The organism is Massilia sp. CCM 8734 (genome assembly GCF_011682155.1).
In the GTDB taxonomy this organism is placed as follows: domain Bacteria; phylum Pseudomonadota; class Gammaproteobacteria; order Burkholderiales; family Burkholderiaceae_D; genus Telluria_A; species Telluria_A rubra.
The window spans coordinates 57,571-84,178 of the sequence record NZ_WHJI01000021.1 but is presented as its reverse complement, the minus strand read 5'-3'; the positions used below and the strand labels follow the sequence as shown (position 1 = coordinate 84,178).

The 26,608-nt window shown below is 62.9% G+C and carries 27 protein-coding genes; 18 read left to right on the top strand and 9 right to left on the bottom strand.

Translation table 11 applies throughout. The annotated features are described in order from the left end of the window. Positions 1 to 98: 98 nt before the first annotated feature. Together F2P46_RS19715 and F2P46_RS19705 are read left to right on the top strand one after the other, a co-directional pair. The gene (locus tag F2P46_RS19715) at positions 99 to 1,574 is read left to right on the top strand and encodes a hypothetical protein (protein ID WP_166893283.1); all 1,476 of its coding nucleotides are present in this window, start codon (positions 99 to 101) and stop codon (positions 1,572 to 1,574) included. 275 nt (positions 1,575 to 1,849) lie between these two features. Next, the gene (locus F2P46_RS19705; RefSeq protein ID WP_208296696.1) at positions 1,850 to 4,408 is read left to right on the top strand and encodes an alginate lyase family protein; all 2,559 of its coding nucleotides are present in this window, start codon (positions 1,850 to 1,852) and stop codon (positions 4,406 to 4,408) included. A 186-nt stretch (positions 4,409 to 4,594) separates the two neighbouring features. Here F2P46_RS19705 and F2P46_RS19700 read toward each other — a convergent pair whose 3' ends face one another. Next, complete coding sequence (locus tag F2P46_RS19700; RefSeq protein ID WP_166893279.1) at positions 4,595 to 4,888, bottom strand: antibiotic biosynthesis monooxygenase; 294 nt, start codon at positions 4,886 to 4,888, stop codon at positions 4,595 to 4,597. A 186-nt stretch (positions 4,889 to 5,074) separates the two neighbouring features. Between F2P46_RS19700 and F2P46_RS19695 the strand changes: the two genes are divergently transcribed. Then, complete coding sequence (locus F2P46_RS19695; protein ID WP_166893277.1) at positions 5,075 to 5,638, top strand: TetR/AcrR family transcriptional regulator; 564 nt, start codon at positions 5,075 to 5,077, stop codon at positions 5,636 to 5,638. Between the two features lie 109 nt (positions 5,639 to 5,747). Here the strand turns inward: F2P46_RS19695 and F2P46_RS19690 are convergent, their stop codons facing one another. Further along, positions 5,748 to 6,002 (bottom strand): accessory factor UbiK family protein, encoded by a 255-nt coding sequence (locus tag F2P46_RS19690; RefSeq protein WP_166893275.1) that lies wholly within the window; start codon positions 6,000 to 6,002, stop codon positions 5,748 to 5,750. Between the two features lie 267 nt (positions 6,003 to 6,269). On the opposite strand from F2P46_RS19690, the gene F2P46_RS19685 reads away from it, so the two are divergent. The 13 genes from F2P46_RS19685 (at position 6,270) to F2P46_RS19625 (ending at position 18,518) form a co-directional block, all read left to right on the top strand. Further along, on the top strand, positions 6,270 to 7,022 hold the full coding sequence (locus F2P46_RS19685; RefSeq protein WP_166893273.1) for a TorF family putative porin: 753 nt from the start codon (positions 6,270 to 6,272) through the stop codon (positions 7,020 to 7,022). Between the two features lie 10 nt (positions 7,023 to 7,032). After that, positions 7,033 to 7,371, top strand: a complete 339-nt coding sequence (locus tag F2P46_RS19680; RefSeq protein ID WP_166893271.1) for a P-II family nitrogen regulator — start codon at positions 7,033 to 7,035, stop codon at positions 7,369 to 7,371. Between the two features lie 16 nt (positions 7,372 to 7,387). Continuing rightward, positions 7,388 to 8,917 (top strand): ammonium transporter, encoded by a 1,530-nt coding sequence (locus tag F2P46_RS19675; RefSeq protein ID WP_166893269.1) that lies wholly within the window; start codon positions 7,388 to 7,390, stop codon positions 8,915 to 8,917. A 159-nt stretch (positions 8,918 to 9,076) separates the two neighbouring features. Continuing rightward, positions 9,077 to 10,378, top strand: coding sequence for a glutamate--cysteine ligase (gene gshA / locus F2P46_RS19670; RefSeq protein ID WP_166893267.1), 1,302 nt, complete (start codon positions 9,077 to 9,079; stop codon positions 10,376 to 10,378). A 125-nt stretch (positions 10,379 to 10,503) separates the two neighbouring features. Continuing rightward, positions 10,504 to 10,929, top strand: coding sequence for an Imm7 family immunity protein (locus F2P46_RS19665; protein ID WP_166893265.1), 426 nt, complete (start codon positions 10,504 to 10,506; stop codon positions 10,927 to 10,929). Between the two features lie 291 nt (positions 10,930 to 11,220). Continuing rightward, positions 11,221 to 12,168 carry a glutathione synthase gene (gene gshB, locus F2P46_RS19660; protein ID WP_166893263.1) on the top strand — a complete coding sequence of 316 codons (948 nt, stop codon included), beginning with the start codon at positions 11,221 to 11,223 and terminating at the stop codon, positions 12,166 to 12,168. Between the two features lie 12 nt (positions 12,169 to 12,180). Then, a complete protein-coding gene (locus F2P46_RS19655; RefSeq protein ID WP_166893261.1) occupies positions 12,181 to 12,588 on the top strand; it encodes a PTS fructose transporter subunit IIA in 408 nt (135 codons plus the stop codon). A gap of 61 nt (positions 12,589 to 12,649) precedes the next feature. Then, the gene (locus F2P46_RS19650) at positions 12,650 to 12,919 is read left to right on the top strand and encodes an HPr family phosphocarrier protein (RefSeq protein ID WP_166893259.1); all 270 of its coding nucleotides are present in this window, start codon (positions 12,650 to 12,652) and stop codon (positions 12,917 to 12,919) included. Positions 12,920 to 12,951: 32 nt separating this feature from the next. Further along, positions 12,952 to 14,703, top strand: coding sequence for a phosphoenolpyruvate--protein phosphotransferase (ptsP, locus tag F2P46_RS19645; protein WP_166893257.1), 1,752 nt, complete (start codon positions 12,952 to 12,954; stop codon positions 14,701 to 14,703). A 122-nt stretch (positions 14,704 to 14,825) separates the two neighbouring features. After that, positions 14,826 to 15,980 carry a homoserine O-acetyltransferase gene (locus tag F2P46_RS19640; RefSeq protein ID WP_166893255.1) on the top strand — a complete coding sequence of 385 codons (1,155 nt, stop codon included), beginning with the start codon at positions 14,826 to 14,828 and terminating at the stop codon, positions 15,978 to 15,980. Then, positions 15,977 to 16,594, top strand: coding sequence for a methionine biosynthesis protein MetW (metW, locus tag F2P46_RS19635; protein WP_166893253.1), 618 nt, complete (start codon positions 15,977 to 15,979; stop codon positions 16,592 to 16,594). The genes F2P46_RS19640 and metW overlap by 4 nt, the downstream gene beginning before the upstream one ends. 97 nt (positions 16,595 to 16,691) lie before the next feature. Further along, the gene (locus F2P46_RS19630; RefSeq protein ID WP_166893251.1) at positions 16,692 to 17,609 is read left to right on the top strand and encodes a M48 family metallopeptidase; all 918 of its coding nucleotides are present in this window, start codon (positions 16,692 to 16,694) and stop codon (positions 17,607 to 17,609) included. Then, on the top strand, positions 17,610 to 18,518 hold the full coding sequence (locus F2P46_RS19625) for an RluA family pseudouridine synthase (RefSeq protein ID WP_166893249.1): 909 nt from the start codon (positions 17,610 to 17,612) through the stop codon (positions 18,516 to 18,518). Positions 18,519 to 18,553: 35 nt separating this feature from the next. Here the strand turns inward: F2P46_RS19625 and F2P46_RS19620 are convergent, their stop codons facing one another. Further along, positions 18,554 to 19,324 carry an exodeoxyribonuclease III gene (locus tag F2P46_RS19620; RefSeq protein WP_166893247.1) on the bottom strand — a complete coding sequence of 257 codons (771 nt, stop codon included), beginning with the start codon at positions 19,322 to 19,324 and terminating at the stop codon, positions 18,554 to 18,556. 67 nt (positions 19,325 to 19,391) lie between these two features. On the opposite strand from F2P46_RS19620, the gene pyrE reads away from it, so the two are divergent. Next, entirely contained in the window at positions 19,392 to 20,054 is a 663-nt protein-coding gene (gene pyrE / locus F2P46_RS19615; protein WP_166893245.1) for an orotate phosphoribosyltransferase, read from the top strand. Positions 20,055 to 20,252: 198 nt separating this feature from the next. Here the strand turns inward: pyrE and F2P46_RS19610 are convergent, their stop codons facing one another. The 6 genes from F2P46_RS19610 to gatC all read right to left on the bottom strand — a co-directional run bounded on the left by F2P46_RS19610 (position 20,253) and on the right by gatC (position 25,221). Beyond that, a complete protein-coding gene (locus F2P46_RS19610) occupies positions 20,253 to 20,666 on the bottom strand; it encodes a hypothetical protein (RefSeq protein WP_166893243.1) in 414 nt (137 codons plus the stop codon). A 20-nt stretch (positions 20,667 to 20,686) separates the two neighbouring features. Beyond that, positions 20,687 to 21,082 carry a hypothetical protein gene (locus F2P46_RS19605; protein ID WP_166893241.1) on the bottom strand — a complete coding sequence of 132 codons (396 nt, stop codon included), beginning with the start codon at positions 21,080 to 21,082 and terminating at the stop codon, positions 20,687 to 20,689. Positions 21,083 to 21,159: 77 nt separating this feature from the next. After that, positions 21,160 to 21,702 (bottom strand): endonuclease V, encoded by a 543-nt coding sequence (locus F2P46_RS19600; RefSeq protein ID WP_166893239.1) that lies wholly within the window; start codon positions 21,700 to 21,702, stop codon positions 21,160 to 21,162. Between the two features lie 152 nt (positions 21,703 to 21,854). Beyond that, positions 21,855 to 23,315 carry an Asp-tRNA(Asn)/Glu-tRNA(Gln) amidotransferase subunit GatB gene (gatB, locus tag F2P46_RS19595; protein WP_166893237.1) on the bottom strand — a complete coding sequence of 487 codons (1,461 nt, stop codon included), beginning with the start codon at positions 23,313 to 23,315 and terminating at the stop codon, positions 21,855 to 21,857. Positions 23,316 to 23,371: 56 nt separating this feature from the next. Further along, positions 23,372 to 24,847 (bottom strand): Asp-tRNA(Asn)/Glu-tRNA(Gln) amidotransferase subunit GatA, encoded by a 1,476-nt coding sequence (gatA, locus tag F2P46_RS19590; RefSeq protein WP_166893235.1) that lies wholly within the window; start codon positions 24,845 to 24,847, stop codon positions 23,372 to 23,374. Between the two features lie 71 nt (positions 24,848 to 24,918). Next, positions 24,919 to 25,221 carry an Asp-tRNA(Asn)/Glu-tRNA(Gln) amidotransferase subunit GatC gene (gatC, locus tag F2P46_RS19585; protein ID WP_166893233.1) on the bottom strand — a complete coding sequence of 101 codons (303 nt, stop codon included), beginning with the start codon at positions 25,219 to 25,221 and terminating at the stop codon, positions 24,919 to 24,921. A 342-nt stretch (positions 25,222 to 25,563) separates the two neighbouring features. On the opposite strand from gatC, the gene F2P46_RS19580 reads away from it, so the two are divergent. Next, entirely contained in the window at positions 25,564 to 26,607 is a 1,044-nt protein-coding gene (locus F2P46_RS19580) for a rod shape-determining protein (RefSeq protein ID WP_166893231.1), read from the top strand. Position 26,608: the final 1 nt, after the last annotated feature.

The window sequence follows — 26,608 nt, the reverse complement described above, 5'->3', positions numbered from 1 at the left end:
GCGCCCGCCGACTTAGGGCATACAATGCATCCATACACCCGCCGCGCGGCAACGCGACCGGCGGCATTTGCACATGCTTTCAGAGAACAGGAATATCGATGGATTTTGACGTAGCGGCATGGGAAAAAGAAATCGGCCGGCCAGTGCCGGCCCTGATGGCCAAATTCTTCACTTGGCTGGCACCCTATGAGTACGGCGACCTCGGCTATTTCGAACTGGCCCCGGAAAACCTGGCCGGCGGCGATGCCTGGGAAGGCATGGAGCGCTGGGGCGCGAGCACCTGGGCCTTCCTCAGCCTGCCCGACGGTTCCCTGGTCGGCCTGTGCGAAGCGGTCGAGCCGCCTGCTGTCGTGCTGATCGGTTCCGAAGGCGAACTGCGCACGCTGGCCGACTCGTTCGAAGCTTTTCTGCTGGCCATTGATGCGGGCGAAACCGAGACCGAGATCGATCTCCCCGACGACGAGCGCGAGACAGAGCAAGTGGCGGCGCGCAAGGCATTCACCTCCTGGCTCAACAAAAGCAAGATCGCCGCGCCTGCCGTCAGCGGGCAATTCGATTTTTCCGCCTACGCCGCAGGCGACCCTCCCGAACGGCGCGCACCGCCAACCCAGCACGGTGCCGCTCCCGCCATGGCGCCGGGCTACCTGGACCATATCGAAGGCATGGGCGAGCGTCTCAAGATGCTGAGCAGCCTGGTGGGCCGCACCGCCGCCGACCCGCAACTGTGCGCGCTCGCCGAAGAGGTGTTCGGCAAGGCCCCGCCACAGTCCATCGGCAACGCCAAACGCGACGACACTATCTGGCTGACGGCGAAAAAAGCCGACATCAGCTTTCTGTTCAGCCGCAAGGTGCTGAACCCGAACTACGCGCCGGTGCAGATCAGCAGCAAGGCAATCTGCCCTTTCCTCGACAGCGTGTTTCTCGGCGAGGCCTATAGCGAGCCGGTCCTGTTCGGCGTGCACGGCGACGCGCTGTGGGACGCCATTGCGCTCAAGCTGCCGCAGCACTACAAGGAAACCGTCGACGAGGATGGCGAGGTGGAAAAAGAATGCACCCTGACCCTGGATGGCGCGCGCGACACCGAGCTCAAGTTGTGGATGAACAATGGCCGCACCAATGCCTGCGTGCAGATCAGGCAAGGACGCGAGCTGGCGTCGCCCGAGGCGGCCAAGCAACATAACAGCGGCGCCGGCCTGTTCGTACAATGGGCGCTGGAAAACGGCTGGCTCGAGCGCAGCATGTTCCCCGGCCAGGATGCACTCATCGATGCCATGCGCAGCAGGCAAGCGCGGCCGTCGCAACTGGTGCAGCTTGGCCTGACGCGCGGCCTGTGGGACACCCACCTGACGGATGAGCCCGGCCTGCGCCAGTTTGCCTCCATCTACTTCCATCACATGGACGGCATCTGGATCAATGCCGACCTGAAAGCCATGTTCGGCAAGCGCCAGGGACAGTACGGTCACGATGAGCCCGTGCTCGACGACGATCCGGTCGAGATCTACGACGCGCTGTTCGCGGTTTTCACGAAACAATTTGTAGCGTGGAAGCAAGCCAATCCGCAAGAACTGGCATAGTTTTTTCATCAGGGGACGACGCGCCATGCAGCGCGTCCCCCTTGGCTTGCCACCGCGCAGGCCGATCAGCGCCGCCAGCACAAGTCAGCCATGCGGAAAAAAGCGCGTGCGCCATCCCCCATTGTTTATACATATAGAATGTGTTGACAATTTTGTAATCGATTGTTATATTTCCGTCGAAATTACATTTGGACAACGTTAATCCGTCGGACACCGCGTGACCGTCACGGCTCTGGGCTGATCCATTCATCTCAATTGCCCTGCCGGAGTTCGCCATGCCCCCCGTGATTCATCGTCCCGCCTTGTCCTTCCTGGCGCTATCGCTGCTGCTGTCCGCCTGCGGCGGCTCATCGTCCAACAAAGCGGCGCCTGGTAGCGTCGCCATGATCGATCCGCCGCCGAGCGCCCTGGTAGCGACGCCGGCAGCACCAGCGCCAGCGGCGGCGCCGGCCGTGTCCCACAGCCTGCCGGCGGCAGGGCCGCCGGAAGCCGCGCCCGATGCCGTTCTGGTGGTCGATGCGAGCCCGGTTGGGGATCCCGTGAGCGCCACACCGGGCGTGATCGTGGCGTCACCGGTTGCCGTGCCCGTCCCTGTGCCCGTCGTCGTCACGCCGGTCACCCCGCCCGTCGTCGCTGCGCCGGTCGTCACCCCGCCCGTCAAGAAGCCACCAGTGGTGGCACCGCCAGTCATCGCACCACCGGTCGTGGTTCCTCCAGTTGTCGCGCCGCCGGTTGTGGTTCCTCCAGTCATCGCACCACCGGTTGTGGTTCCTCCAGTTGTCGCACCACCGGTTGTGGCACCACCCGTCATCGCACCGCCGGTCGTAACTCCGCCGGTCGTCGCGCCACCGGCGGTGGCCGCCGCCTGGACCACCGGCGTGACCAACTTCGTCCATCCCGGCATCGGCTACAACGCGGCCGACCTGGCGCAGTACAAGGCGCACGTGCTCGCCGGCGAAGAGCCCTGGGCCAGCGGCTACCATTTCCTGGGCGGGCGCACGCCCCTCAATTACGCGATGCGCGGCCCGTTCGCCACCGCCAACCGGAATATCGACCTCAACCGCGCCGAGTTCGAGCGCGACATGCAGATGGCCTACAACCACGCGCTGATGTGGTACGTGTCGGGCAACAGCGCGCACGCGGAAAAGTCGATGTCGATCCTGGACGCCTGGGCCACCACCAACACCTCGCTCGACGGCGTCGAGACGGCGTTGATGCTGGGCGACTATTCCGGCCGCGCCATCATCGCTGCCGACATCCTGCGCGGCCTGTATCCCGGCTGGACCGCGACCCACACCGCGCACATGAAGTCGTGGCTGGAAAACGTCTGGTGGCGCCGCCTGCAAGTGGGCGGAAGCTCCGCCATCGGCACCGGGCTCGGAAACGGCAGCCTGCTCAAGCCGTGCAACCAGGGCGGCCTGGCGCTCAAGGCCGCGCTGGCGGTGGCCGTGTTCCTCGACAGCCCGGTCAAGTTCGACCAGGTCATCAACGCGTATCTGAGCGATCCGGGCGGGCTCGACCAGGTCATGTCCAGCGGCGAAGTGGGCGACACCGGGCGCGACCAGGGCCACGCGCACGGCCAGCTGGCCACCTACGGTGCGATTGCCGAAACCGCCTGGAAGCAGGGCATCGACCTGTATTCGCTGCGTAACAACCGGCTGCTGACGGCCGGCGAATACTATGCCAACTTCAACCTCGGCAAGCCATTCACCTTCACCCCGGTCTCATGCGGTTACGGCTACTACGACCGCATCGGCGGCGTTCCACTGCGCACCATGCCGGCCAACCTGTTCGAAACCCTGTACACGCACTACGTGGTGCGCAAGGGATTGAAGGCGCCGAATATCGGCGAATACCGCGAGCTGGCCAAATCGAATGGCGAAGCCGGCCCCTACAGCGGGCCGTACTCGGGCCAGGTGATGCGTCGCACCACCGACACCTCGAGCGCGCGCGCCATCGCCTTGCCGTTCACGGCGCCGGCGATGACGGCGGCCACCAGCTTCACGCAGGCCGACCTGGGCAACGTCAGGGCCCCGGGCAGCGCCACCAACAGCGGCGCCAGCTGGAAGATGACAGCCTCCGGCGCGGGCGCCGAGAAGGGCTATCACTTTGCCTACAAGGAGCTCAAGGGCGACTCGGAAGTGATCGCCACCATCACCGATCCCGGCGCGCTGGCCAACGGCGTGGCCGGCATCATGATGCGCAGCGCGCTCGATGCGCGTCCGGCCACGGCGGCGGCCCAGATTTACGTGGCGCCGGCCAGCTCCGGCAACGGCACCCATCTGTTCTGGCGCGTCGGCACCCAGTTCTACGGCGGTTACCACGCGGCGCGCCGGTTCCCGACGGCGGTGGCGCCGATGTCGCTCAGGCTGGTGCGGCACGGTAACTTTATCTACGCCTATTTGTCGGCCAATGGCGGGACCGACTGGTCGGCCATCGGCACGATCATTTATCCGGAATTGTCCGATACCTTGTACGTCGGTATCTTCACGGCCTCGGGCGATCCGTTCGTCACCACCACCGCCAGTTTCGAGAACGTGAAGACCGGATCGAAGCCCGGCAGCATGGTGGCGCCGCCCGCCAAAGTGAGCGCCAGCGCAAGCAAGGGCGGGGTGGCCGTGCAGTGGGCGGCCAGCCCGATGGCGCGCAGCTACGACGTATTGCGCTCGGCTACGGTGGCAGGGCCGTTCGAGCGGGTCGGCACCGAGCTGACCGGCACCAGTTTCGCCGACACCGGCGCGACCGGCAAGGAGGCCTATTTTTATATGGTCAAGGCATCGACTTACAGCGGCCTGAGCGGACCATCGGCGGTGGCGAGCGTGCCAGCGCGCTGATTGCAGGCAAAAAAAAGCAGCCGGAGGGCATCCGGCTGCATGTGTCTGGTGCCGGTGTTCGAGGTCACCGGACTAACCTGTGGGACATGCTGGAGCACGTCACCAACAGCGTCAGAATAATCCTCCCAGATGACGGCAGCATGACGCACAGCGAAATACAGCGCCGTCAGTTGCCGCGCCCGCCGTTTACACCACCTCGATGGCGTCGAACCCCAGCACGACGGGCGGCGCGGCCAGCAGCGGCATGACCTGGACGATCGGTCCGTGCAAGGCTGCCTCGCTGTCGCTGGCAAGGCGGTCGGCCTCGGTCTCCCACAAGGTGATCGACATGCCTTTGCCGGTATCCGGATCGGTCAACAGATACGTCCCCTTGAATCCATGCAGCTGTTGAAGAACCGGCATTACCGAACTGGTGTACAGCGCAACGACCTCGCCGATTTTTTCTGGCTTGGCTTGAACATGGGCGACTCTTGCAAACATGGTGTGCTCCCTGGGATGACAACTGCCGGCTGGCCACGGTTGCGGCCAACCATACATAGTGTATTGTCTGACTATACACGATGTATGGTCTGTTGGGTTTGCCGACGGTAAGTTATGATGCCGGCGCATGAGACCGCATGCCGCGCGCCCGTCCGGACGCCGCCATCGTATTTTTGGGAGTTTTCTATGTCGTCGCCCCGTTCGCCCGGACAGCCACGTTTATCGCGCGAGACCTGGCTCGACTTCGGCCTGGCCGTCTTGCGCGAGGACGGGCCGCAGGCCTTGAAGGCCGATCCGCTGTGCAAGCGGATGGGCGTGAGCCGGGGCAGCTTTTATTGGCATTTCGACAGCGCCGCCAGCTTTGCGCTGGCGGTCCTGGAACGCTGGGAATCGATCGCCACCGACCAGATCATCGACAGCATCGGACTGGCCGCGACGGATGCGCCGGCGCGCTTGCGCCTGTTGCTGGCCAACGTGGGGCAGCTCGATGTGGGCCTGTATGACGCCATCAACACGCTCGGCGCGCAAGACCCGGGCGCGGCCCAGGTGTTGCGCCGGGTGCACGAACGGCGCGTCGCCTTCGTGGCGAGTTTGCTGGTGGAAGCCGGTTTTGAGGCGCCCGAGGCAGGCACGCGGGCGCAGCTGATCTACGCCTGGGCGATGGGCGAATTGCTGACGCGCGAAGCGGGCCGGAACGCCTTTTCCGCCGCCCAGATCGATGCCGTCGAACGCCTGCTGATGCAGCGCTAACGCGCATGTGCGCCGCGCCTTGCCCCGCCCGGCGGCGCGGCAAAGCGACACCTCGGCCGTTGGCTGGCCGATTTGATAATACGCATGCGGGCGCTCAGCCCGCCCGCGCTTAGACCTGCGGCTTGGCCGGGGTCAGCTGTTCTTCGAGCGCGGCCACGCGCTGTTCCAGTGCTTCGAGCTTGGCGCGCGTCTTGGCCAGCACTTGCGCCTGGATATCGAATTCCTCGCGCGTGACCAGGTCGAGCTTGGAAAAGCCCTGGGTCATCATGCTCTTGACGTTCTTCTCGATATCCTTGGCAGGCGAACTTTCGATGGCCTGGTTGATCTTGCCCTGCAAGTCGTTGAAAAAACTGTTCATATCCATCGCAATCCTCGTGAAATCGGTAGCGCACCGCAGCGGTGCGGCGGGTGGGCCAGTTTGGTGCATGTATGCCGGCCGCGACCGGAATCGCGGAAATTTTACTGTTTATTAACAGCAAGTTGGGGACGCCAGGCGCAAATACAAGTCGCGTCCGGGCGTCAGCGGAGCTGGCACGAGTTCTGCTAATGGGTAGATAAGCAGTGTGCATGCTCCAGGCTTCATTTTAAACCCCAACCGCCGTCTCTGTTAAAAAACCATAAGGGAACCGCCATGAACAAGCTGTGTACTCCGTTGTCTCTCGCCGCCGCGCTGACCCTGGCGCTGGCAACCCTGGGAGCCCCGCTGGCCCAGGCTGCCGACGAGCCCGTGCCCGACAATGTAGTGAGCTTCAACGCCGCCGTGACCAGCGATTACCGCTATCGCGGCCTGTCGCAAAGCCGCATGAAGCCGGCGGTGCAGGGCGGCGCCGACTACACCCACAACCCGAGCGGCGCGTATGCCGGCGTGTGGGCCTCGACCATCAAGTGGACCAGCGACCTGGGCGGCGACGGCGATGTCGAAATCGACCTGTACGGCGGCAAGAAAGGCGAGATCGCCAAGGGCATCAGCTACGACGTGGGCGGCCTGTACTACGGCTTCCCTTCCAATGGACTGCATCCGAACGCCAATACCTTCGAGCTGTACGGCCAGGTCGGGATGGGGCCGGCCTACATCAAATACTCGCACGCGACGACCAACCTGTTCGGCACCACCGACAGCAAGGGCAGCGGCTACCTGGACCTGGGCGCCAACCTCGAGCTGGCCACCGGCCTGGTACTCAACCTGCACCTCGGCCGCCAGCGCGTGGCCCACAACGATGCCCTGAGCTACAACGACGCCAAGATCGGCCTGACCAAGGACTTCGGATTCGCATCGGTCGCGCTGGCCGTCATCAGCGCCAACACCGACCTGTATGTCAGCCCGGTCAACGGCAAGGACCTGGGCCGTTCGCGCGCCGTGCTGACCGTGTCCAAAACTTTCTAAGAGGCCAGCCATGAAAATGATCACCGCCATTATCAAACCCTTCAAGCTGGACGAAGTGCGCGAAGCGCTCTCGGCCATCAATGTGCAAGGGATTACCGTTACCGAGGTCAAGGGCTTCGGGCGCCAGAAAGGCCACACCGAGCTGTATCGGGGCGCCGAGTACGTGGTCGACTTCCTGCCCAAGACCAAGATCGAGGCGGCCGTTGACGACGCCATCGTCGAACAAGCCATCGAAGCCATCGAACGCGCCGCGCGCACGGGTAAGATTGGCGACGGCAAGATTTTTGTCTATAACCTGGAACAGGTCGTGCGTATCCGGACCGGCGAAACCGGCAACGAAGCACTTTAAGCTTAGGGGAATACTGATGAATAAAACGATAACAACATGGCTGGCCGGACTGGCCGTGCTGTGCGCCATCGGCGGCGTATTGCCGGCCTCGGCCCAGGATGCGCCCAAGCCTGACACCACGGCGGCCGTGGTCACGCCGGTCGAAGCGCCGGCCACCGCCATTGTCACGCCGGCCGCCGTCAGCGCCAGCGTCGCCGCCCCCGCCGCCGCGCCAGCCCCGGTGCCGCACAAAGGCGACACCACCTGGATGTTCATCGCCACCGTGCTGGTGATCCTGATGACGATTCCCGGGCTGGCCCTGTTTTACGGCGGCCTGGTGCGCACCAAGAACATGCTGTCGGTGCTGATGCAGGTGTTCGTGGTGTTTGCCCTGATCATCGTGCTGTGGTGCATCTACGGCTATTCGGTCGCCTTCACGCCGGGCAACGCCGTCATCGGCGGCTTCGACCGGGCTTTGCTGAACGGCATCTGGGACCCGGCCAAGGGCGCCTTTGCCTACGCCGCCACCTTCAGCAAGGGCGTGGTCATTCCCGAGTTCATCTATGTCGCTTTCCAGGGCACGTTCGCCGCGATTACCTGCTGCCTGATCGTGGGCGCCTTTGCCGAACGCATCAAGTTTGCCGCCTTGCTCGCCTTCATGGTGCTGTGGTTCACCTTCGGCTACCTGCCGGTCGCCCACATGGTCTGGTTCTGGACCGGCCCGGACGCCATCACCGACGCCGCCACCCTGGCCACCGAAACCGCCAAAGCCGGCTGGCTGTTCCAAAAAGGTGCGCTCGATTTCGCCGGCGGCACCGTGGTGCACATCAACGCGGCAGTGGCCGGCCTGATGGGCGCCATCCTGATCGGCAAGCGCGTCGGCTACGGCCGCGAAGCCATGGCCCCGCATTCGCTGACCATGACCATGATCGGCGCCTCGCTGTTGTGGGTGGGCTGGTTCGGCTTTAACGCCGGCTCGGCGCTGGAAGCGGGCGACATCGCCGCGCTGGCCTTCATCAACACCCTGCTGGCCACCGCCTGCGCCACCCTGTCGTGGGTGTTCGGCGAGTGGATCACCAAGGGCAAGCCATCGATGCTGGGCGCCGCCTCCGGCGCGGTCGCCGGCCTGGTGGCGATCACCCCGGCGGCCGGCTTCGTCGGTCCGATGGGCGGCTTGGTCATTGGTTTGCTGGCTGGTATTATCTGCCTGTGGGGAGTGAACGGCCTCAAGCGCCTGATCGGCGCCGACGACTCGCTCGACGTGTTCGGCGTGCACGGCGTGGGCGGTATCCTCGGTGCGCTGCTGACCGGCGTGTTCGCGGCGCCATCGCTGGGCGGACAGGGCATCTTCGACTACGTTGCCAACAAGGCATCGGCGGATTACTCGATCGGCGGCCAGGTGATCACGCAGCTGACCGCGGTCGGCACCACGATCCTGTGGTCGACGGTGGTGTCCTTCATTGCCTACAAACTGGTGGACCTGGTGATCGGTCTGCGCGTACCGGAAGAAGAAGAACGGGAAGGGCTCGACATCACGAGCCATGGCGAATCGGCCTACCATTCCTGATTCATTTTGTTGCCCCGGCCCGCGCAAGCGGGTCGATCCAGGCGCCCTGCGGGGCGCCTTTTTGCTTCATGGGCTCTGCCGGGACTTTAAAAAGCCGGTTCCGCCCCGATTTGAGCAGTTCAACATTTTCAGCAAGCAGCCTTTAAGGACGTCTCATTCATGGTTCCCCACCTCGTCACGGCCCTGACTGGCCCGCTGCTCGACCTCGAAAAGAAAATTCTGGCGGCCACGCCCGCCATTGAGCGCTGGTTCCGCATGGAGTGGCAGGAGCACACGCCGCCGTTCTATTGCTCGGTCGACCTGCGCAACGCCGGCTACAAGCTGGCCCCAGTCGATACCAACCTGTTCCCTGGCGGTTTCAACAATCTTGCCACCGAGATGCTTCCGCTGGCGGTGCAGGCCGCCATGGCCGCGATCGACAAATATTGCCCAGACGCCCGCAACCTGTTGCTGGTGCCGGAAGGGCACACGCGCAATCCGCATTACCTGCAGAACGTGGCGCGCCTGATGCAGATTTTCCGCCAGACCGGCCTGCATGTGCGGCTGGGTTCCTTGTCGCCCGAGATCACCCAGCCGACCCCGCTGGCGCTGCCGGACGGGAACATGCTGGTGGTCGAGCCGCTGGTGAGGTCCGCCAACGGGCGCCGCGTGGGTCTGAAGGATTTCGATCCGTGCACCATTTTGCTCAATAACGACCTGTCGGCGGGCATTCCGTCGATCCTGGAAAATATCCACGAGCAATCGCTGCTGCCGCCGCTGCACGCGGGCTGGGCGCTGCGGAGGAAGAGCAACCACCTGGCCGCCTACGACGAAGTGGCCAAGAAGTTCGGCAAGCTGATCGATGTCGATCCGTGGATGGTCAACCCTTTCCACAGCAAATGCGGCGCGATCAATTTCGACGAAGACCAGGGCCTGGAATGCCTGGCCGACAATGTGACCATGCTGCTGGCCAAGATCCGCAAGAAGTACAAGGAATACGGGATCAAGGAGCAAAAGCCGTTCGTGATCCTGAAACCCGACGCCGGCACCTACGGCATGGGTATTTTGACGATCAAGGATGCCAGCGAGGTGCGCGAACTGACGCGCGCGCAGCGCCAGAAGATGTCGGTCATCAAGGATGGCGTGGAAATCAGCGACGTCATCATCCAGGAAGGCGTGCCGACCTTCGAGAACATCAAGGATGCGGTGGCCGAGCCGGTGGTGTACATGATCGACCGCTATGTGGTGGGCGGCTTCTACCGGATTCACGCCGAGCGCGGGATCGACCAGAACCTGAACGCGCCCGGTTCGCAATACGTGCCGCTGGCGTTTGCCCAGCAGCATGCCGTGCCGGACCTGAAAGCCAAGCCGGGGACGGCGGCGCCGAACCGCTTCTATGTGTATGGCGTGGTGGCAAGGTTGGGACTGATTGCGGCCTCGCTCGAGATGGAACGGACCGATCCGAATCCTGAGGTGTATTGAGGCGCTGGCAGGAGCGGGTTGGGCGGGCAAGTCCCTGAACCACCGGGACAAGGACAGGGTCGCCTGTTCCAGATGCACGCTTGACCGGCTCTCGTTCGCGCCAGCGTAGGTAGCGAAGGAAAGACATGTTTGAATTCCATGGATGGGCGACGATTCGCGTGCCCGATCCCGGCCTGAACCAGGACCGTCGACAGGCGTTGGAGGCGGTCGCGCTCGAACGGGTGCGCGAGGCGATTCGCGCAGCCGATGATCAGTTCTCTCTTTTCGAAGTGAAAATGACTGGAAACGAGTTGATCGTTCTCTATGCACATGGCCTGCGCAACCATCGCTATCGCAACGTCCTCGAATTGTTCCAATGGGTGGCAAGCGAACTGCCTGACTCCTATGGACTCCTGTATGTGCATGATGATGAGACCGATGCTGGAAAGGAAAATGCTTTCCAGGTGTGGCGCCTTGCACGCGGAACGCTGTCCGAGATGTCTGATCCGTTTCTTTCTCCTTGCATTCCAACCCTGGAAGATGGCTGGCCGGACGAGCCGCTTGACGAATGAACTGTCCGACAACAGGCGTGAGCTGGCCAGCCTACGCAATACGGTAATTGCCAGGGAGGCAATAGTTTCGTAAGCATCGTAGGATACAGGCCCTGCTGTGCTGGAAAACTGGCCGTCCGCATCAATGTTGCGCAGGCATGCACGCAATCGACCCCGCCGCCGGCGCAAGACGTGGCTATCCCGAGGCAGAACAATGTGCCATCGGCCGCTGCCACTCGCCCATCCGGCCCCATCCAAGCCAACATTGGCGTTTCCGGCTAAAATCAGTCATTACCCTCAATGGAATCGCCCATGAAAATCGCTTTCCTCGCCGATCCGCTGTCCGGCTTCAAGACGTACAAGGATTCGACCTTCGCCATGATGCGCGAAGCGGCCCGGCGCGGCCATGCGGTCTACGCCTTCGAGCAGCGCGACATGGCCCTGGAAGAGGGCGTGGTCAGCGCCGACATTGCGCAGATCACCCTGACCGGCGAGGCCGACGACTGGTACCGCGCCGCGCCCAAGGCCGCGATGCGCCTGTCCGAGTTCGACGCCGTGATCCAGCGCAAGGACCCGCCGTTCGACATGGAGTACGTGTACGGCACCTATCTGCTCGAACTGGCCGAACGCCAGGGCGCGCGCATCTTCAACAAGCCGTCCGCGATCCGCGACCATAACGAAAAGCTGGCGATCGCCCAGTTCACCGAATTCACCTCGCCCACCCTGGTCACCTCGGACGCGGCGCGCCTGCGCGCCTTCCACGCCAAGCATGGCGACGTGATCTTCAAGCCGCTCGACGGCATGGGCGGCGCCGGCATCTTCCGCATCGGCGCCGACGGCATGAACCTCGGCTCGGTGATCGAAACGCTGACCCTCAATGGCGCCCAGACCATCATGGCGCAGCGCTACATCCCCGAGATCGTCAAGGGCGACAAGCGCATTCTCGTCATCGACGGCAAGCCGGTGCCGTTCGCGCTGGCGCGCATCCCGCAGGGGAGCGAAATTCGCGGCAACCTGGCCGCCGGGGGCATCGGCGTGGCCCAGCCCTTGAGCGCGCACGACCTGCACATCGCCGGGAGCCTCGGCCCGGTGCTGGCCGAGCGCGGCCTGTTACTGGTAGGATTGGATGTGATCGGCGAGTGCCTCACCGAAGTCAACGTCACCAGCCCGACCTGCTTCCAGGAGATCTTCGACCAGGCCGGCTTCGACGTGGCGGCGATGTTCATCGACGCCGTCGAGCGGCGCAGCCAGGGAAAGTAAGGCAAACATATTATGGTAGGTATTCTGTTATTGACCCATGCACCGCTCGGCCAGGCTTTCGTGGCCGCAGTGGCGCACGTGTTCCGTGGTCCCACCGAGCATTTCGAGGCGATCGACGTCAGCGCCGACCAGGACCTGGCCGAGGTCAACGAGCTGGCGCGCGAAGCGATCTGCCGCCTTGACGACGGCAGCGGCGTGCTGGTGATCACCGATATCAAGGGCGGCACGCCGGCCAACTGCTGCAATTGCCTGGCTGACGCCGGGCATGTGGAAGTCATCGCCGGCATCAGCCTGCCGATGCTGCTGCGCGCGATCACCTACCGGCGCGACACGCTCGACGTGGTGGTCGAGATGGCGCTGGCGGGCGCGCAAAGCGGGGCGGTGCGGGTCGATAACCGTATCAGGGTAGGACCGACGTAAAAAGCTGTGGGTGGTGGCTGCGGCCACCGGTATGCGATCCGTGTGAAGAGACGACAAAAAAATGATTCAACTAGATCTTGAAATTATCAACAAGCTGGGTTTGCATGCGCGCGCCTCCGCCAAGTTCACGCAGCTGGCGGCAAAGTTCTCGAGCGACGTCTGGCTCACCCGCAACGCGCGCCGCATCAACGCCAAGTCGATCATGGGCGTGATGATGCTGGCCGCCGGCAAGGGCGCCAAGGTCACCCTGGAAGCCGATGGCGCCGATGAAAAGGAATGTGTCGAGGCGCTCACCGCGCTGATCAACGATAAATTCGGCGAAGGCGAGTAATGCCGGTCGGGCGCACCTCTACCGGCATGTCCATGGCATCGTTCACGCTGCACGGCATTCCCGTCTCGCGCGGGATCTCGATCGGCCGCGCGCACCTGCTCACGCCCGCCGCGCTCGACGTCAAGCACTACCTGGTGCCCGAAGAACAGCTCGAAGCGGAGGTCAAGCGCCTGCAGGACGCGCTGGCGGAAGTGCATCGCGGCCTGCAGGCGCTGTGGACCGACCTGCCCAAGGATGCGCCGACGGAGCTGGGCGCCTTTATCGACGTACACGCGCTGATTTTGTCGGACCCGATGATTTCGGAAGCGCCGCTCGACATCATCCGCACGCGCCACTACAACGCCGAGTGGGCGCTGGTGACGCAGATCGACGAATTGTCGGCGCAGTTCGACGAAATCGAAGACCCGTACCTGCGCGAGCGCAAGGCCGATATCCAGCAGGTGGCCGAGCGTGTGCTCAAGGTCCTGATGGGCACCGCCCAACTGGCGCCGCCGCCCGTGACGGACGATCAATTCCAGCCGCAGATGATCGTCGTCGCGCACGATATTTCGCCGGCCGACATGCTGCAGTTCCGCGACCGCTCGTTCATCGGTTTCGTCACCGACGTGGGCGGGCAGAACTCGCACACGGCGATCGTGGCGCGCAGCCTCGATATTCCGGCGGCGGTGGGCATGTCGCAGGCGTCGCAGCTGATCGAACAGGACGACTGGGTCATCATCGACGGCGACGCCGGCGTGGTGATCTGCAATCCGAGCACCCTGGTGCTGGAGCAGTACCGCGCGCGCCAGGCGGCCATGCTCAAGGCGCGCAAGAAGCTCTCGAAGCTCAAGAAAACCCCGGCCATCACGCGCGACGGCACCGTCATCACCTTGCTGGCCAATATCGAGCTGCCGGACGACTGCCCGCACGCGCTCGAGTGCGGGGCCGAAGGCGTGGGCCTGTTCCGCTCCGAGTTCCTGTTCATGGGCCGCAGCGGGCAAGCGCACAAGATTCCGAGCGAGGACGAACAGTTCGAGCAGTACCGCAAGGCGGTCGTGGCGATGAAGGGGCGGCCGGTCACGATCCGCACGCTCGACATCGGCGCCGACAAGCCGCTCGACCAGACCGAGCATACTGCGCTCAATCCGGCGCTGGGGCTGCGCGCGATCCGCTACTGCCTGGCCGAGCCGCAGCTGTTCCTGACGCAGCTGCGCGCGATTTTGCGCGCCTCCGCGTTCGGCAAGGTGCGCCTGCTGATCCCGATGCTGTCGCACGTGTTCGAGATCGACCAGTGCCTGGCGATGGTGGAGCAGGCCAAGGCGCAGTTGCGCGAGGCGGGGCAAAAGTACGATGTGGGGATCGACGTCGGCGCCATGATCGAGATTCCGGCGGCCGCGCTGGCGCTGCCGATGTTCGTCAAGCGCATGAACTTTTTGTCGATCGGGACCAACGACCTGATTCAGTACACCCTGGCGATCGACCGCGTCGATTATGAAGTGGCGCACTTGTACGACCCGCTGCATCCGGCGATCTTGCAGTTGATCGCGATGACCATCATGGCGGGGAAGAAGGCGGGGATCGATGTGGCGGTGTGCGGCGAGATGGCCGGGGACGTGAAGTTGACGCGCCTGTTGCTGGGCATGGGACTGCGCGAATTCTCGATGCATCCGGCGCAGCTGTTGTCGGTGAAGCAGGAAATTCTCAATTGCGACCTGAGCACCATCACCCCGCAAACGCGCAAGATCTTACGCACCACCGAGCCGCACGCAATTGTGGAGGCGGTGCAGCAGTTGCAGGTGATTTGACCACAGGTAGTTCCGCTCCCCCGTCGTTCTCCGCCCCAGTCGCGTCGTTCCCGCGCCGAGGGCCGCCTTGGCGCGGGAACGACGGTTTTTAGTTTAGCGGTTTTATCATTTTTTCGAATCTCATGTCATCCATTGGAATAGTCTCCCCGCAAGCGATGCGCTTTGCCGAACCGCTGCGGTTGCAGGGCGGTGGCGCCCTGGCCGAGTACACCCTGGTGTACGAAACCTACGGCATCCTCAACGCCGACAAGTCGAACGCGGTGCTGGTCTGCCACGCCCTGAACGCCTCGCACCATGTGGCCGGCACCTACGAGGGCGATCCGAAAAGCACCGGCTGGTGGAACACGATGGTCGGTCCCGGCAAGCCGCTCGACACCGACCGCTTCTTCGTCATCGGCGTGAACAACCTCGGCTCCTGCTTCGGCTCCACCGGCCCGATGCACCTCAATCCCGCCACCAATAAACCCTACGGCGCCTCGTTCCCCGTGGTGACGGTGGAAGACTGGGTCGCCGCGCAGGCGCGCCTGGCCGACGCCCTCGGCATCGCGCAGTTCGCCGCCGTCATGGGCGGCTCGCTGGGCGGCATGCAGGCGCTCGCGTGGAGCATCATGTTCCCCGACCGCCTGCGCCACTGCGTCGTCATCGCCTCCACGCCCAAGCTGTCGGCGCAAAACATCGCCTTCAACGACGTGGCGCGCCAGGCGATCCTGTCGGACCCGGATTACCATGGGGGCGACTTCTACGCGCACGGCGTGGTGCCGAAAAGCGGCCTGCGCGTGGCGCGCATGGTCGGTCACATCACCTACCTGTCGAACGACGACATGGCCGAAAAATTCGGCCGCAAGTTGCGTAACGCCGCCGAAAACAACGACTACAAATTCGACTTCGGCATCGACTTCGAAATCGAATCGTACCTGCGCTACCAGGGCGACAAGTTCTCGGAGTACTTTGACGCCAATACCTACCTCTTGATCACCAAGGCGCTCGACTACTTCGATCCGGCGCGCGAGTTCGGCGGCTCTCTCACACGCGCGCTGGCCGGCACCAAGGCCGAGTTTTTCGTCGCCTCGTTCAGCACCGACTGGCGCTTTTCGCCCGAGCGCTCGCGCGAGATCGTCGAGGCGCTGGTATGCAACCGGCGCCGCGTGACCTACGCCGAAATCGACGCCCCCCACGGCCACGACGCCTTCCTGCTCGAGGACGAGCGTTACATGAACATGGTGCGCGCTTACTATCAGCGCATCTGGGAAGCCATGCCGGTGAAAGGGCAAGCATGAATTTTCAAGACCTCTCCAGCCTGCGCCCCGACCTGGCGTTCATCGCGCACTGGGTGCCGGAGCAGTCGCACGTGCTCGACGTGGGCTGCGGCGACGGCGCCATGCTGCGCTATCTCCAGAGCGGCAAGGGCTGCACCGGCTACGGCATCGAAATCGCCGACGACTCGCTGCTGGCCAGCGCGCGGCGCGGCATCAACGTGATCCAGCAGGACATGGAAAAAGGCCTCGGCCTGTTTTCCGATAATTCCTTCGACACGGTCCTGTGCCTGTCGTCCTTGCAGATGATGCAGAACGTCGAGGCGCTGCTGCGCGATATCGTGCGGGTCGGCGCCGAAGCGATTGTCTCGTTCCCCAATTTTGCCTACTGGCCGCACCGCATGGCGCTGCTTCACGGCCGCATGCCGGTCTCCAAGTCGCTGCCGTACCAGTGGTACGACACGCCCAACGTACGCTGCGCGACCATTTACGATTTCGAGGAACTGGCGGACGAATGCGGCCTCGAAGTGCTGGAGCGGGTCGCGCTGGCCGATGGCAAGCCGGTCTCGTTCCTGCCCAACCTGCGCGGCAGCCTGGCGGTGTTCCGGCTACGCAAGAAAGCGCGTCCGGCGGCATAAGATCACGCAGGCAAACCGGCGCGCGCTTATCGTGTGCGCATGAACGCCGGTTTCCTGCGATGATGTTGTTATCAAATACACAGTATAGAAACGATACATGAAACAGATCAGACCAATGTTACTGGCCATGGCACTCGCCTGTTCGACCCTGGCCAGCGCCCAGCCCTTGCCGATGCCGATCAAGACCGAGGCGAAGGGCAAGTCCGGGGCCACGGTGCAGGATGGCATCCAGGTGCGCAAGATGCCGGGCTACCGCGTGCTGGCCTCGGCCGAGCGCATGGATGAAGAAGCGGCGCAGCAATACACGCAACTGATGGGCCAGGCTCAGCAGAAGGGCGCGCTGGTGCCCGACAACCATCCCGAGGTGATCCGCCTGCGCGCCATCGCCAAGCGCATTATTCCGCACGCCACGCGCTGGAATCCGGAAGCGGCCAAGTGGAACTGGCAGGTGAATCTGCTTTCCTCCGACCAGGTGAACGCGTTTTGCATGCCGGGCGGGCGCATCGCGTTTTTCAGCGGCATCTTGACCAAGCTGAAGCTGACCGACGATGAGGTGGCGGCCATCATGGGCCACGAAATTTCGCACGCACTGCGCGAACACGGGCGCGGGCAAACGGTCAAGTCGACCGCGACCAATGTCGGTGCGCGCCTGGGCGGCGCCATCGTCGCGCAAGTGTTCGGCTTGGACCCTGCCACCACCGACACCGTGGCCCAGTACGGCGCGCAGTTCGCCTCGCTCAAATTCTCGCGCGACGATGAACGTGAAGCCGACCTGATCGGCCTGGACCTGGCCGCGCGCGCCGGTTTCGACCCGCGCGCCGGCATTATCCTGTGGCAGAAAATGGCAGCGCAAAACAATGGCGCGCCGCCGGCCTGGCTCTCGACCCACCCGGGCGGCAAGGAACGCATCCGCCAGATGCAGGCGCACATGAGCGTGCTGCTGCCGCTGTACGCGCGCAGCCAGAACACCACGGTCGGGCAACTGCCGCCGTACCGCAGCAACGCGACCGACTAAATGGGACGCCAGGCCGACGCCAACGCGCACGTTCCGCTGCCCATCCGCGATGGCGTCGCACCCAGTTATTTGTGGCTCGACGACAACCCAACTGGCGGCGCGCTGGCTTTCCTGACGGGGTATTTTCCCGATGTGGGCGAGGCGCTCTGGCGCGACCGCATGGCGCGCGGCGAAGTGGTGGACGCCGGCGGCGCCGTGCTCGGCCCCGACAGCGTGCTCAAGCGCGGCATGCGCATCTGGTATTACCGCGAGCTCGAGGCCGAGACGCCGATTCCTTTCGAGGAACAGATCCTGTTTCGCGACGCGCATTTGCTGGTGGTCGACAAGCCGCATTTCTTGCCGATGACACCCGGTGGGCGCTTCCTGCACGAAACTTTGCTGGTGCGGCTGAAGAACAAGACAGGGTTGACGCAGCTCACGCCAATCCACAGGCTCGACCGCGAAACGGCCGGAGTGGTGATTTTTTCGCACCAGGAAGCCACCCGTGGCGCTTATCAGTCGCTGTTCCAGAAGCGCAGCGTGCACAAGGAGTACGAAGCACTGGCTGCGCCCTTGCCGGCGCTCAATTTTCCACTGGTTCACCGCAGCCGCATGGTGGAGGGAAATCCGTTTTTCCGCATGCAAGAGGTGGCGGGCGAGCCGAATTCGGAGAGCGTGGTCGATGTGATCAAGCCGCACGGTGACGCCATGCTGTACCGCTTGCAGCCGCATACGGGCCGCAAGCACCAGTTGCGGGTGCATATGGCCGCCCTGGGCGCGCCGATCCTGAACGACGCGTTTTATCCGGTGGCGCTGCCGTGCAAGGGCGATGACTTCGCCAACCCGCTCAAGCTGCTGGCGCGCGCAATCGGCTTTGACGACCCCGTGACCGGGCAGCCGCGCCGCTTCGAGAGCCAGCGCGCCCTGTAGCGCCCCGCCTTAGCGCCCCGCCTTGGCGTGCCTTCTCAGAGGCGGTAATCGATGATCAGCGGTGCGTGGTCCGAAAAGCGCTCATCTTTGTAGATAGACACTTCCTTGGCCTGCGCCGCGATGCCGGGCGTTGCCACGTGGTAATCGATACGCCAGCCGACGTTCTTGGCGTACGCCTGGCCGCGGTTGCTCCACCAGGTGTATTGCTCGGGCCGCTTGTCAATGCCGCGATGCACGTCGACGAAGCCGACTTCATCGAAAACCTTCGTCAGCCAGGCGCGCTCTTCCGGCAGGAAGCCGGAATTTTTCTTGTTGCCTTTGAAGTTTTTCAGGTCGATCTCGTGGTGGGCGATGTTCCAGTCGCCGCAGATGACCACCTCGCGGCCCTCGGCGCGCAGTTCAAGCAGGTGCGGCAGGAACAATTCCATGAAGCGGAACTTGGCTTCCTGGCGTTCCGGCGAGGAAGAGCCGGACGGGCAGTAGACCGAAATGATGGTCAGGTTGCCGAAATCGGCGCGTACGTAGCGGCCTTCGGCATCGAATTCCGGGCTGCCGAAGCCGATCCGCACGGCGTCCGGCGCAACCCGGCTGTAGATGCCGGTGCCCGAGTAGCCTTTTTTCTCGGCGTAATGGAAATGGCCGTGGTAGCCGCCCGGCATCAGGAATTCCTCGGTCATGTCGGGCAACTGCGCCTTGAGCTCCTGGACGCAGACGAAATCGGCGGTCTGGTTCGCCATCCAGTTGAAAAAGCCCTTCTTGTGAGCGGAGCGGATCCCGTTCAGGTTCGCGGAAATAATTTTTGGCATGGTTCCAGGGGGTGAGGAGGGTGGCGTAAAATAGCGCCACTTTTCTATATGAACAAATGAGGTCGTCGTGAATAATTTGCGCCAACAGTTTATCGCGTTTTCAGTGTCGGCGGGCGTGTTGCGCTTCGGCGAGTTCACCACCAAGGCGGGCCGCCAGTCGCCGTATTTCTTTAATGCCGGCCTGTTCCATGACGGCGCCACCCTGGCCCAGCTGGCGCAGTTTTACGCGCAAACCCTGATCGACTCGGGAATCGAATTCGACATGCTGTTCGGGCCGGCCTACAAGGGCATCACCCTGGCGTCGGCCACGGCGGTGGCGCTGGCCGGCAAGGGACACAACACCTCGTTCGCCTACAACCGCAAGGAAGCCAAGGACCATGGCGAGGGCGGCACCATCGTCGGCGCCAAGTTGGCGGGCAAGGTCGTCATCATCGACGACGTGATCTCGGCGGGCACCTCGGTGCGCGAATCGGTCGACATGATCCGCGCCGCCGGCGCCGAGCCGTGCGCCGTGCTGATCGCGCTCGACCGCATGGAACGCTCGGGCACGGATGGCGCATTGTCCCCGAGTTCGGCAGTGCAGCAGGTCAGCCAGGAGTTCAATATTCCAGTGGTGTCGATCGGGAACCTGGACGACTTGTTCACCTACCTGAACGCGGCCGGGGCCGATCCGGATATGGCGCAATACAAGGATGCGGTGTCGGCGTACCGGACCCGCTACGGGGTGTAGGGCCAGCAAAGTTCGCGACGTAGATCGTGCCAGAAGGCGGCGTTTCGATATATCGTACGGCTACGATAAACGGCAGTAAGGTGCACCTGACCTGGCCGCTGGTTTTTCCGGCGAGGTCGCGTTGCTCAACGATAGAGTGAGCGGGCAGGTCGGGCAGATGCGCATTGTCGGGGGCAACCGTCGCAATTCGCATGACTTTTAGCCGAGCTGATCAGCAGCGTTTTGGCACGAGATCGGCTGTTTGGCCGCGGGTCGCAGCTTGCATGTGAAAATATAGCCGCGTTCGAACTCCTCGTCGAAATAGCGTTTTTTTCGTGTTTTCAACATGCCGTGCTCGACGTCGTATGCGTCCAGAAGGTCTTCCAGGTCGTCGTCGTCCGTGTCGACGATCACTACGCTGGCAATCAGGACGCGTTCGGAGTCGTCACAGACAGCGTAGTATTTGTCGACGATGTAGTTGATTGCGTCGGGATGCCCATCTCTGTCGGACCAGCTCGACGAGACGACGAGATTCCAGGATTCGGTCGGTGACCATTGTTTAAGCAGCCCAAAAAACGTCAACTCGCCTTTTTCCTTGGATATCTCGCGTTCGATAAGGGCGAGTTTATCCACTAAACTCTTCAATTTTTCGCTCATAAATGCCTCACAAGAAACGAAGCGGAAGCCACCCTGGCGCGCGCGATCTTTTCAGTCACGAAACCTGACGGGCGATAGCGGTCCTCTGGCGACCACTCGGAAATGTTGGACCAGTAGTGATCATATTTGGTTCGGACTTTTCTTTGAAGGCCAGTCAGGTGAAGCAGTGTGTCAAGATGGTGAGTGCGAAGTGAGGTATAGCTTTCGAACTCCTTGCGCGTCTCGGGATATCCCTTCCAATCCAGGTTGACGCAAATCCGCGCTTTCAGGATCAGCTCGACGGCGTAGCCGCTCAGGTAGGACGATCCGTCGAATTGTCGTGCGATAAGGAGAGCGGTGGCCTCGTGCAGGCGTGTGCGGGCAAGCTCTTCAAGTTCGGCGATGGCAAGCATGATCAATGGCCAGGAGGATGGGGGACATTCAGTCTGACCTGCGAATAGAACGCTTGTTTGCGCGTCCTCAATCGCGTTCAGCCCTGCCTTACATCCTGCGCAATGCCCGTCGCGCCCGCCAGTGCCTGCTCGCGGCAGAGGCGGTCCACCGTTTTCAGCAACACCGGCATGCGATGCCGTCCGTGCATGGCCGCGATGTGTTCCCTGGCCGCTGCCAGCTCAAGCCCGATGCAGGTGATGAACAGCGCTTTGATGCTGTCGCCGCGCAGCAGTTTATAGTCGTCGCCGATGCCGGCATACGATGTTTTCGCCACGCCGATGACCTTGGCCTTGCCGTCCAGCGCATCGTACAGATGCTTGCCCAGTCCCGCGTGCGCATGGCCGTCGAGGAACACGAAGCCATCGATGAGGATGGTCTCGGGAAGCTGGTCGAGTTCACCGAGCAGCGCCAGGATGCACGGCAATTCGCGCTTGTAGAATTCCCCCGGAACATACTCGCCCACGCCCATCTGCTGTTTGCTGAACGTCGCCACGGGCGCCATGGCATCCCAGCGTTCGAACAGCAGGCCCGCGACATACCCGCAGTCCTGCTCATATTGCACATCCACCGCAAGTATCATGAATTGCCTGTCATCCCTTGTGGTCCCGCGCTTGCCGAACGATGCATCCGGGTACAGGCCGCCATCGCTGCAAGGGGGAGGAGGCGCGCCGGCGCCAGTATGGAACAACGCCATCCCCACCGGTGGGCGGGGGATGGCGGCACGACAGCCTGCTAGCCTGCCAGTTTCTTCTTGAGCAACTCGGTCAGCTCAGCCGGGTTGGCCTTGCCTTTGGATGCCTTCATGGCCTGGCCGATCAGCGCGTTGATGGCTGCTTCCTTGCCGGCGCGATATTGCTCGACCGATTTGGCGTTGGCCGCCAGCACGTCATCGACGATCTTTTCCAGCGCGCCGCTGTCGGAGATGGTCACCAGGTCTTTTTCCTTGATGACAACATCGGCGATGTTCTCGTCGTTCGACCTGGCTTCCCACATGCCCGCGAACACTTCCTTGGCACTCTTGTTGGAAATCGTGCCGTCGGCGATGCGCTTGATCATCACGGCCAGTTGCGACGCTTCCACCGGCGAATCGGCGATCTCGACGTTTTCGCGGTTCAGGGTCGAGGCCACGTCGCCCATCAGCCAGTTGGCCACGGTCTTGGCTTGCTCTTTGCCGGTCTTGGCGACCACGGCTTCGAAGTACGAGGCCATTTCTTTCGACGAGGTCAGGAACAGGCTGTCGTATTCCGGCAAGCTGTAGTCGCCCGCGAAACGCGCGCGCATCGCGGCCGGCAATTCCGGCATGTCGGCCTTGACGCGGGCGATCCATTCGTCCGAAATGAGCAGCGGCGGCAAGTCCGGATCGGGGAAGTAGCGGTAATCCTGGGCGTCTTCCTTCAAACGCATCACCGTGGTTTTCTTGGCGTCCGGATCCCACAACACGGTTGCTTGCTGCACTTTGCCGCCATCTTCGATCAGGTCGATCTGGCGCCGCACTTCATAAGCAATCGCTTCTTCCATGAAACGGAAGGAGTTCAGGTTCTTGATCTCGCAGCGGGTGCCCAGCGCGGTCGTGCCGGCCTCGCGCACCGACACGTTGACGTCGCAACGGAACGAGCCTTCCTGCATGTTGCCGTCGCACACGCCCAGCCACACGACCAGGGTATGCAGCGCCTTGGCGTACGCCACGGCTTCGGCCGCGCTGCGCATTTCCGGTTCCGACACAATTTCCAGCAGCGGCGTGCCGGCGCGGTTCAGGTCGATGCCGGTCATGCCGGCGTAGTCTTCGTGCAGCGACTTGCCGGCGTCTTCTTCCAGGTGGGCGCGCGTCAGGTTGACGGTCTTGGTCTGGAACTGGCCATCTTTTTCAAAGCCGAAGGTGATCTTGCCGCCGATGACGATCGGATCGGCGAACTGGCTGATCTGGTAACCCTTCGGCAAGTCCGGATAAAAATAGTTTTTGCGCGCAAACACCGATTCATGCGCGACCTTGGCGTCCACCGCCAGGCCGAAGCGGATCGCGCGTTCGACCGCGCCGCGGTTCATCACCGGCAGCACGCCCGGCAAAGCCAGGTCGACCGGGCTGGCCTGGGTGTTCGGCTCGGCGCCGAACTGAATCGAACTGCCGCTGAAAATCTTGGAGTTGGTCGTGAGCTGCACGTGGTTCTCAAGACCGATGACGACTTCCCATTGCATAGTGTTCTCTTTTCTTGTCAGGTTGCCGGTGCGCACCTTGTGCGCACCCGGCGAAATCAGATGCCGGCCGGCGCGCGGGTGTGCCAGTCGGTCGCCAGTTGGTACTGGTGGGCAATATTGAGCAGCTTGGCTTCGGCAAAGTAATTGCCGATGATTTGCAGGCCCACCGGGCGCTTGCTGTTCTTCTCGCCCTGGCCGAAGCCGCACGGCACCGACATGCCCGGCAAACCGGCCAGGCTGGTCGACAGGGTAAAAATGTCGGCCAGGTAGTTGGCCACCGGATCGTTGGCCTTGTCGCCCAGGTCCCAGGCGACGGTCGGCGCGACCGGCCCCATGATCACGTCGCAGGTATTGCCCAGCGCGGCCTGGAAGTCGTCGGCGATCAGGCGCCGGATCTTCTGGGCTTGCAGGTAGTAAGCGTCGTAGTAGCCGTGGCACAGTACATAGGTGCCGACCAGGATACGGCGCTGCACTTCCGGGCCGAAACCTTCGGCGCGTGATTTTTTGTACATCTCTTCCAGGCTCTTGTACTCGCTGGCGCGGTGGCCGTAGCGCACGCCATCGAAGCGCGACAGGTTGGACGACGCTTCGGCCGGGGCAATGATGTAGTAAACAGGAATCGAGAGCGACGTTTTCGGCAGCGAAATGTCAACCAGGGTCGCGCCCAGTTTGACGAATTCGTCGAGCGCGGCGCGCACTGCCTGTTCGACGTCGGCCGCCAGGCCTTCGCCGAAATATTCTTTTGGCAAGCCGATGCGCAAGCCCTTGAGCGGCGCGTTCAGGTCGCGCGTGAAGTCTTCACGCACATTGCCCTGTTCGGCAGTCAGGCTGGTCGAGTCGCGCGGGTCGAAGCCGACCATTTCATTGAGCAACATCGCGCAGTCTTCGGCCGTGCGGGCGATCGGGCCGCCCTGGTCGAGCGAGGAGGCGAACGCGATCATGCCGAAGCGCGATACGCGCCCGTAGGTCGGCTTGATCCCGGTCACGCCGCAAAACGCGGCCGGCTGGCGGATCGAGCCGCCGGTGTCGGTGGCGGTGGCGGCCGGCGCCAGGCGCGCGGCGATCGCCGCGGCCGAGCCGCCCGAGGAGCCGCCCGGCACGGCCAGGGTATCCCATGGATTCTTGACCGCGCCGAAGGCCGAGTTTTCGTTCGACGAGCCCATCGCGAATTCGTCGCAATTGAGCTTGCCGAGGGTGACCATGCCGGCGTGCCTGAACTTGTCCACGACCGTCGCGTCGAACGGGCTGGTGTAGTTGGCCAGCATCTTCGAGCCGGCGGTCGAACGCCAGCCCTTGGTGACGAAAATATCCTTGTGCGCGATCGGGATGCCGGCCAGCGGGCCGGCATTGCCGGACGCCAGCAGCAGATCGGCGGCTTTGGCTTGTTCAAGCGACAAGGCTTCATCGACCTGCAGGAAGGCGTTCAGTTCGCTCGCCTTGGCGCGTTGCAGGAAGTGGGTGGTCAGCTCAAGGGCTGAGATCTGCTTCGCGTGCAGGAGCGCGGACAGCTGTTGAATGGTATTTGTATGCATGGCGGATGCTCGACTGACGTGATTTCGGGTTGGCTCAAATGGCTCGGTGACGAGGGCGACCTCAGGGGACCTTATTCGATCACTTGCGGCACCAGGTACAGGCCGTCCTGGGTCTTCGGCGCCGGCGCCTGGTAGGCTACGCGCGCGTTTTCCTCGGTAACGACGTCGTCGCGCAGGCGCAGCGGCAGCTTGCCCAGGATCGCCGCCAGCGGGTGCGAGAGCGGCTCCACGCCGCTGGTGTCGACGTTCTTCATCTGCTCGGCCAGGGCGAAAATACCGTTCAATTCCACCAGGGCGGTCTCGGCGTAGGCCTGGTCCATCTCGAGCTGGGCCAGATTGGCGATGCGTACTACTTCTGAAAGTGTCAGGGACATGGAATTTGCGCGGCGCGGGCCGCGTTCAAAAAAGTGTGGACAAATAAACTGTGGACGAATAGTGAAGTTTCGATAACAGAGCGCTAAAGCCGATAAAAGCTTCCTAAAGGCCCTGATCTCACAGGGGGAATAGGCGCGCAAAACACCGGTTTTTCAGCGATTAACGCGCAAATTATAAGGTAGAATGGCGGGCTAATGCGTTGTCGGCGCCGAATAGGAGTGGCCGCAGCATCCAAACAGCCGTGCCGGTGCGGGTAGTCAGCGCGCGGCGGCTGTATTTTTCGTAGCGTTTCTCTACTCATTTTAATGCTTACGCGCAGTCCGTTGCGCATCAGGACACTCATGTTTGGTTTTTTACGCAGCTACTTTTCCCGCGATCTGGCCATTGACCTCGGTACGGCGAACACCCTGATTTATGTGCGCGGGGAAGGCATTCTCCTCGACGAACCTTCGGTTGTTGCGATCCGCCAGGAAGGCGGCCCGAACGGCAAAAAGACGATCCAGGCGGTCGGCAAACAGGCAAAGCAAATGCTCGGCAAGGTGCCGGGCAATATCGAGGCGATCCGCCCGATGAAAGACGGCGTGATCGCCGACTTCACCGTCACCGAACAGATGCTCAAGCAGTTCATCCGCATGGTGCACGACTCCAAGGTATTCCGTCCTTCCCCCCGCATCATCATCTGTGTTCCCTGCGGTTCGACCCAGGTCGAACGGCGCGCGATCCGCGAATCGGCGCTCGGCGCCGGCGCCTCCCAGGTGTACCTGATCGAAGAGCCGATGGCCGCGGCCATCGGCGCCGGCCTGCCGGTATCCGAAGCGACCGGCTCGATGGTGGTCGACATCGGCGGCGGCACCACCGAAGTGGGCATCATTTCGCTCGGCGGCATGGTCTACAAGGGCTCGGTGCGGGTCGGCGGCGACAAGTTCGACGAAGCCATCGTCAACTACATCCGTCGCAACTACGGCATGCTGATCGGCGAACAGACGGCCGAAGCGATCAAGAAGTCGATCGGTTCCGCCTTCCCCGGTTCGGAAGTGAAGGAAATGGAAGTCAAGGGCCGCAACCTGTCCGAAGGCATTCCGCGTTCGTTTACCATTTCGTCGAACGAAATCCTCGAAGCGCTGACCGATCCGCTCAATAACATCGTCTCGGCCGTCAAGAACGCGCTCGAGCAGACCCCGCCGGAACTGGGCGCCGACATCGCCGAAAAAGGCATGATGCTCACCGGCGGCGGCGCCCTGCTGCGCGACCTCGATCGCCTGCTGATGGAAGAAACCGGCTTGCCGGTGCTGGTGGCCGAAGATCCGCTGACCTGCGTGGTGCGCGGCTCCGGCATGGCGCTCGAGCGGATGGACAAGTTGGGCTCGATCTTCTCGTACGAGTAAT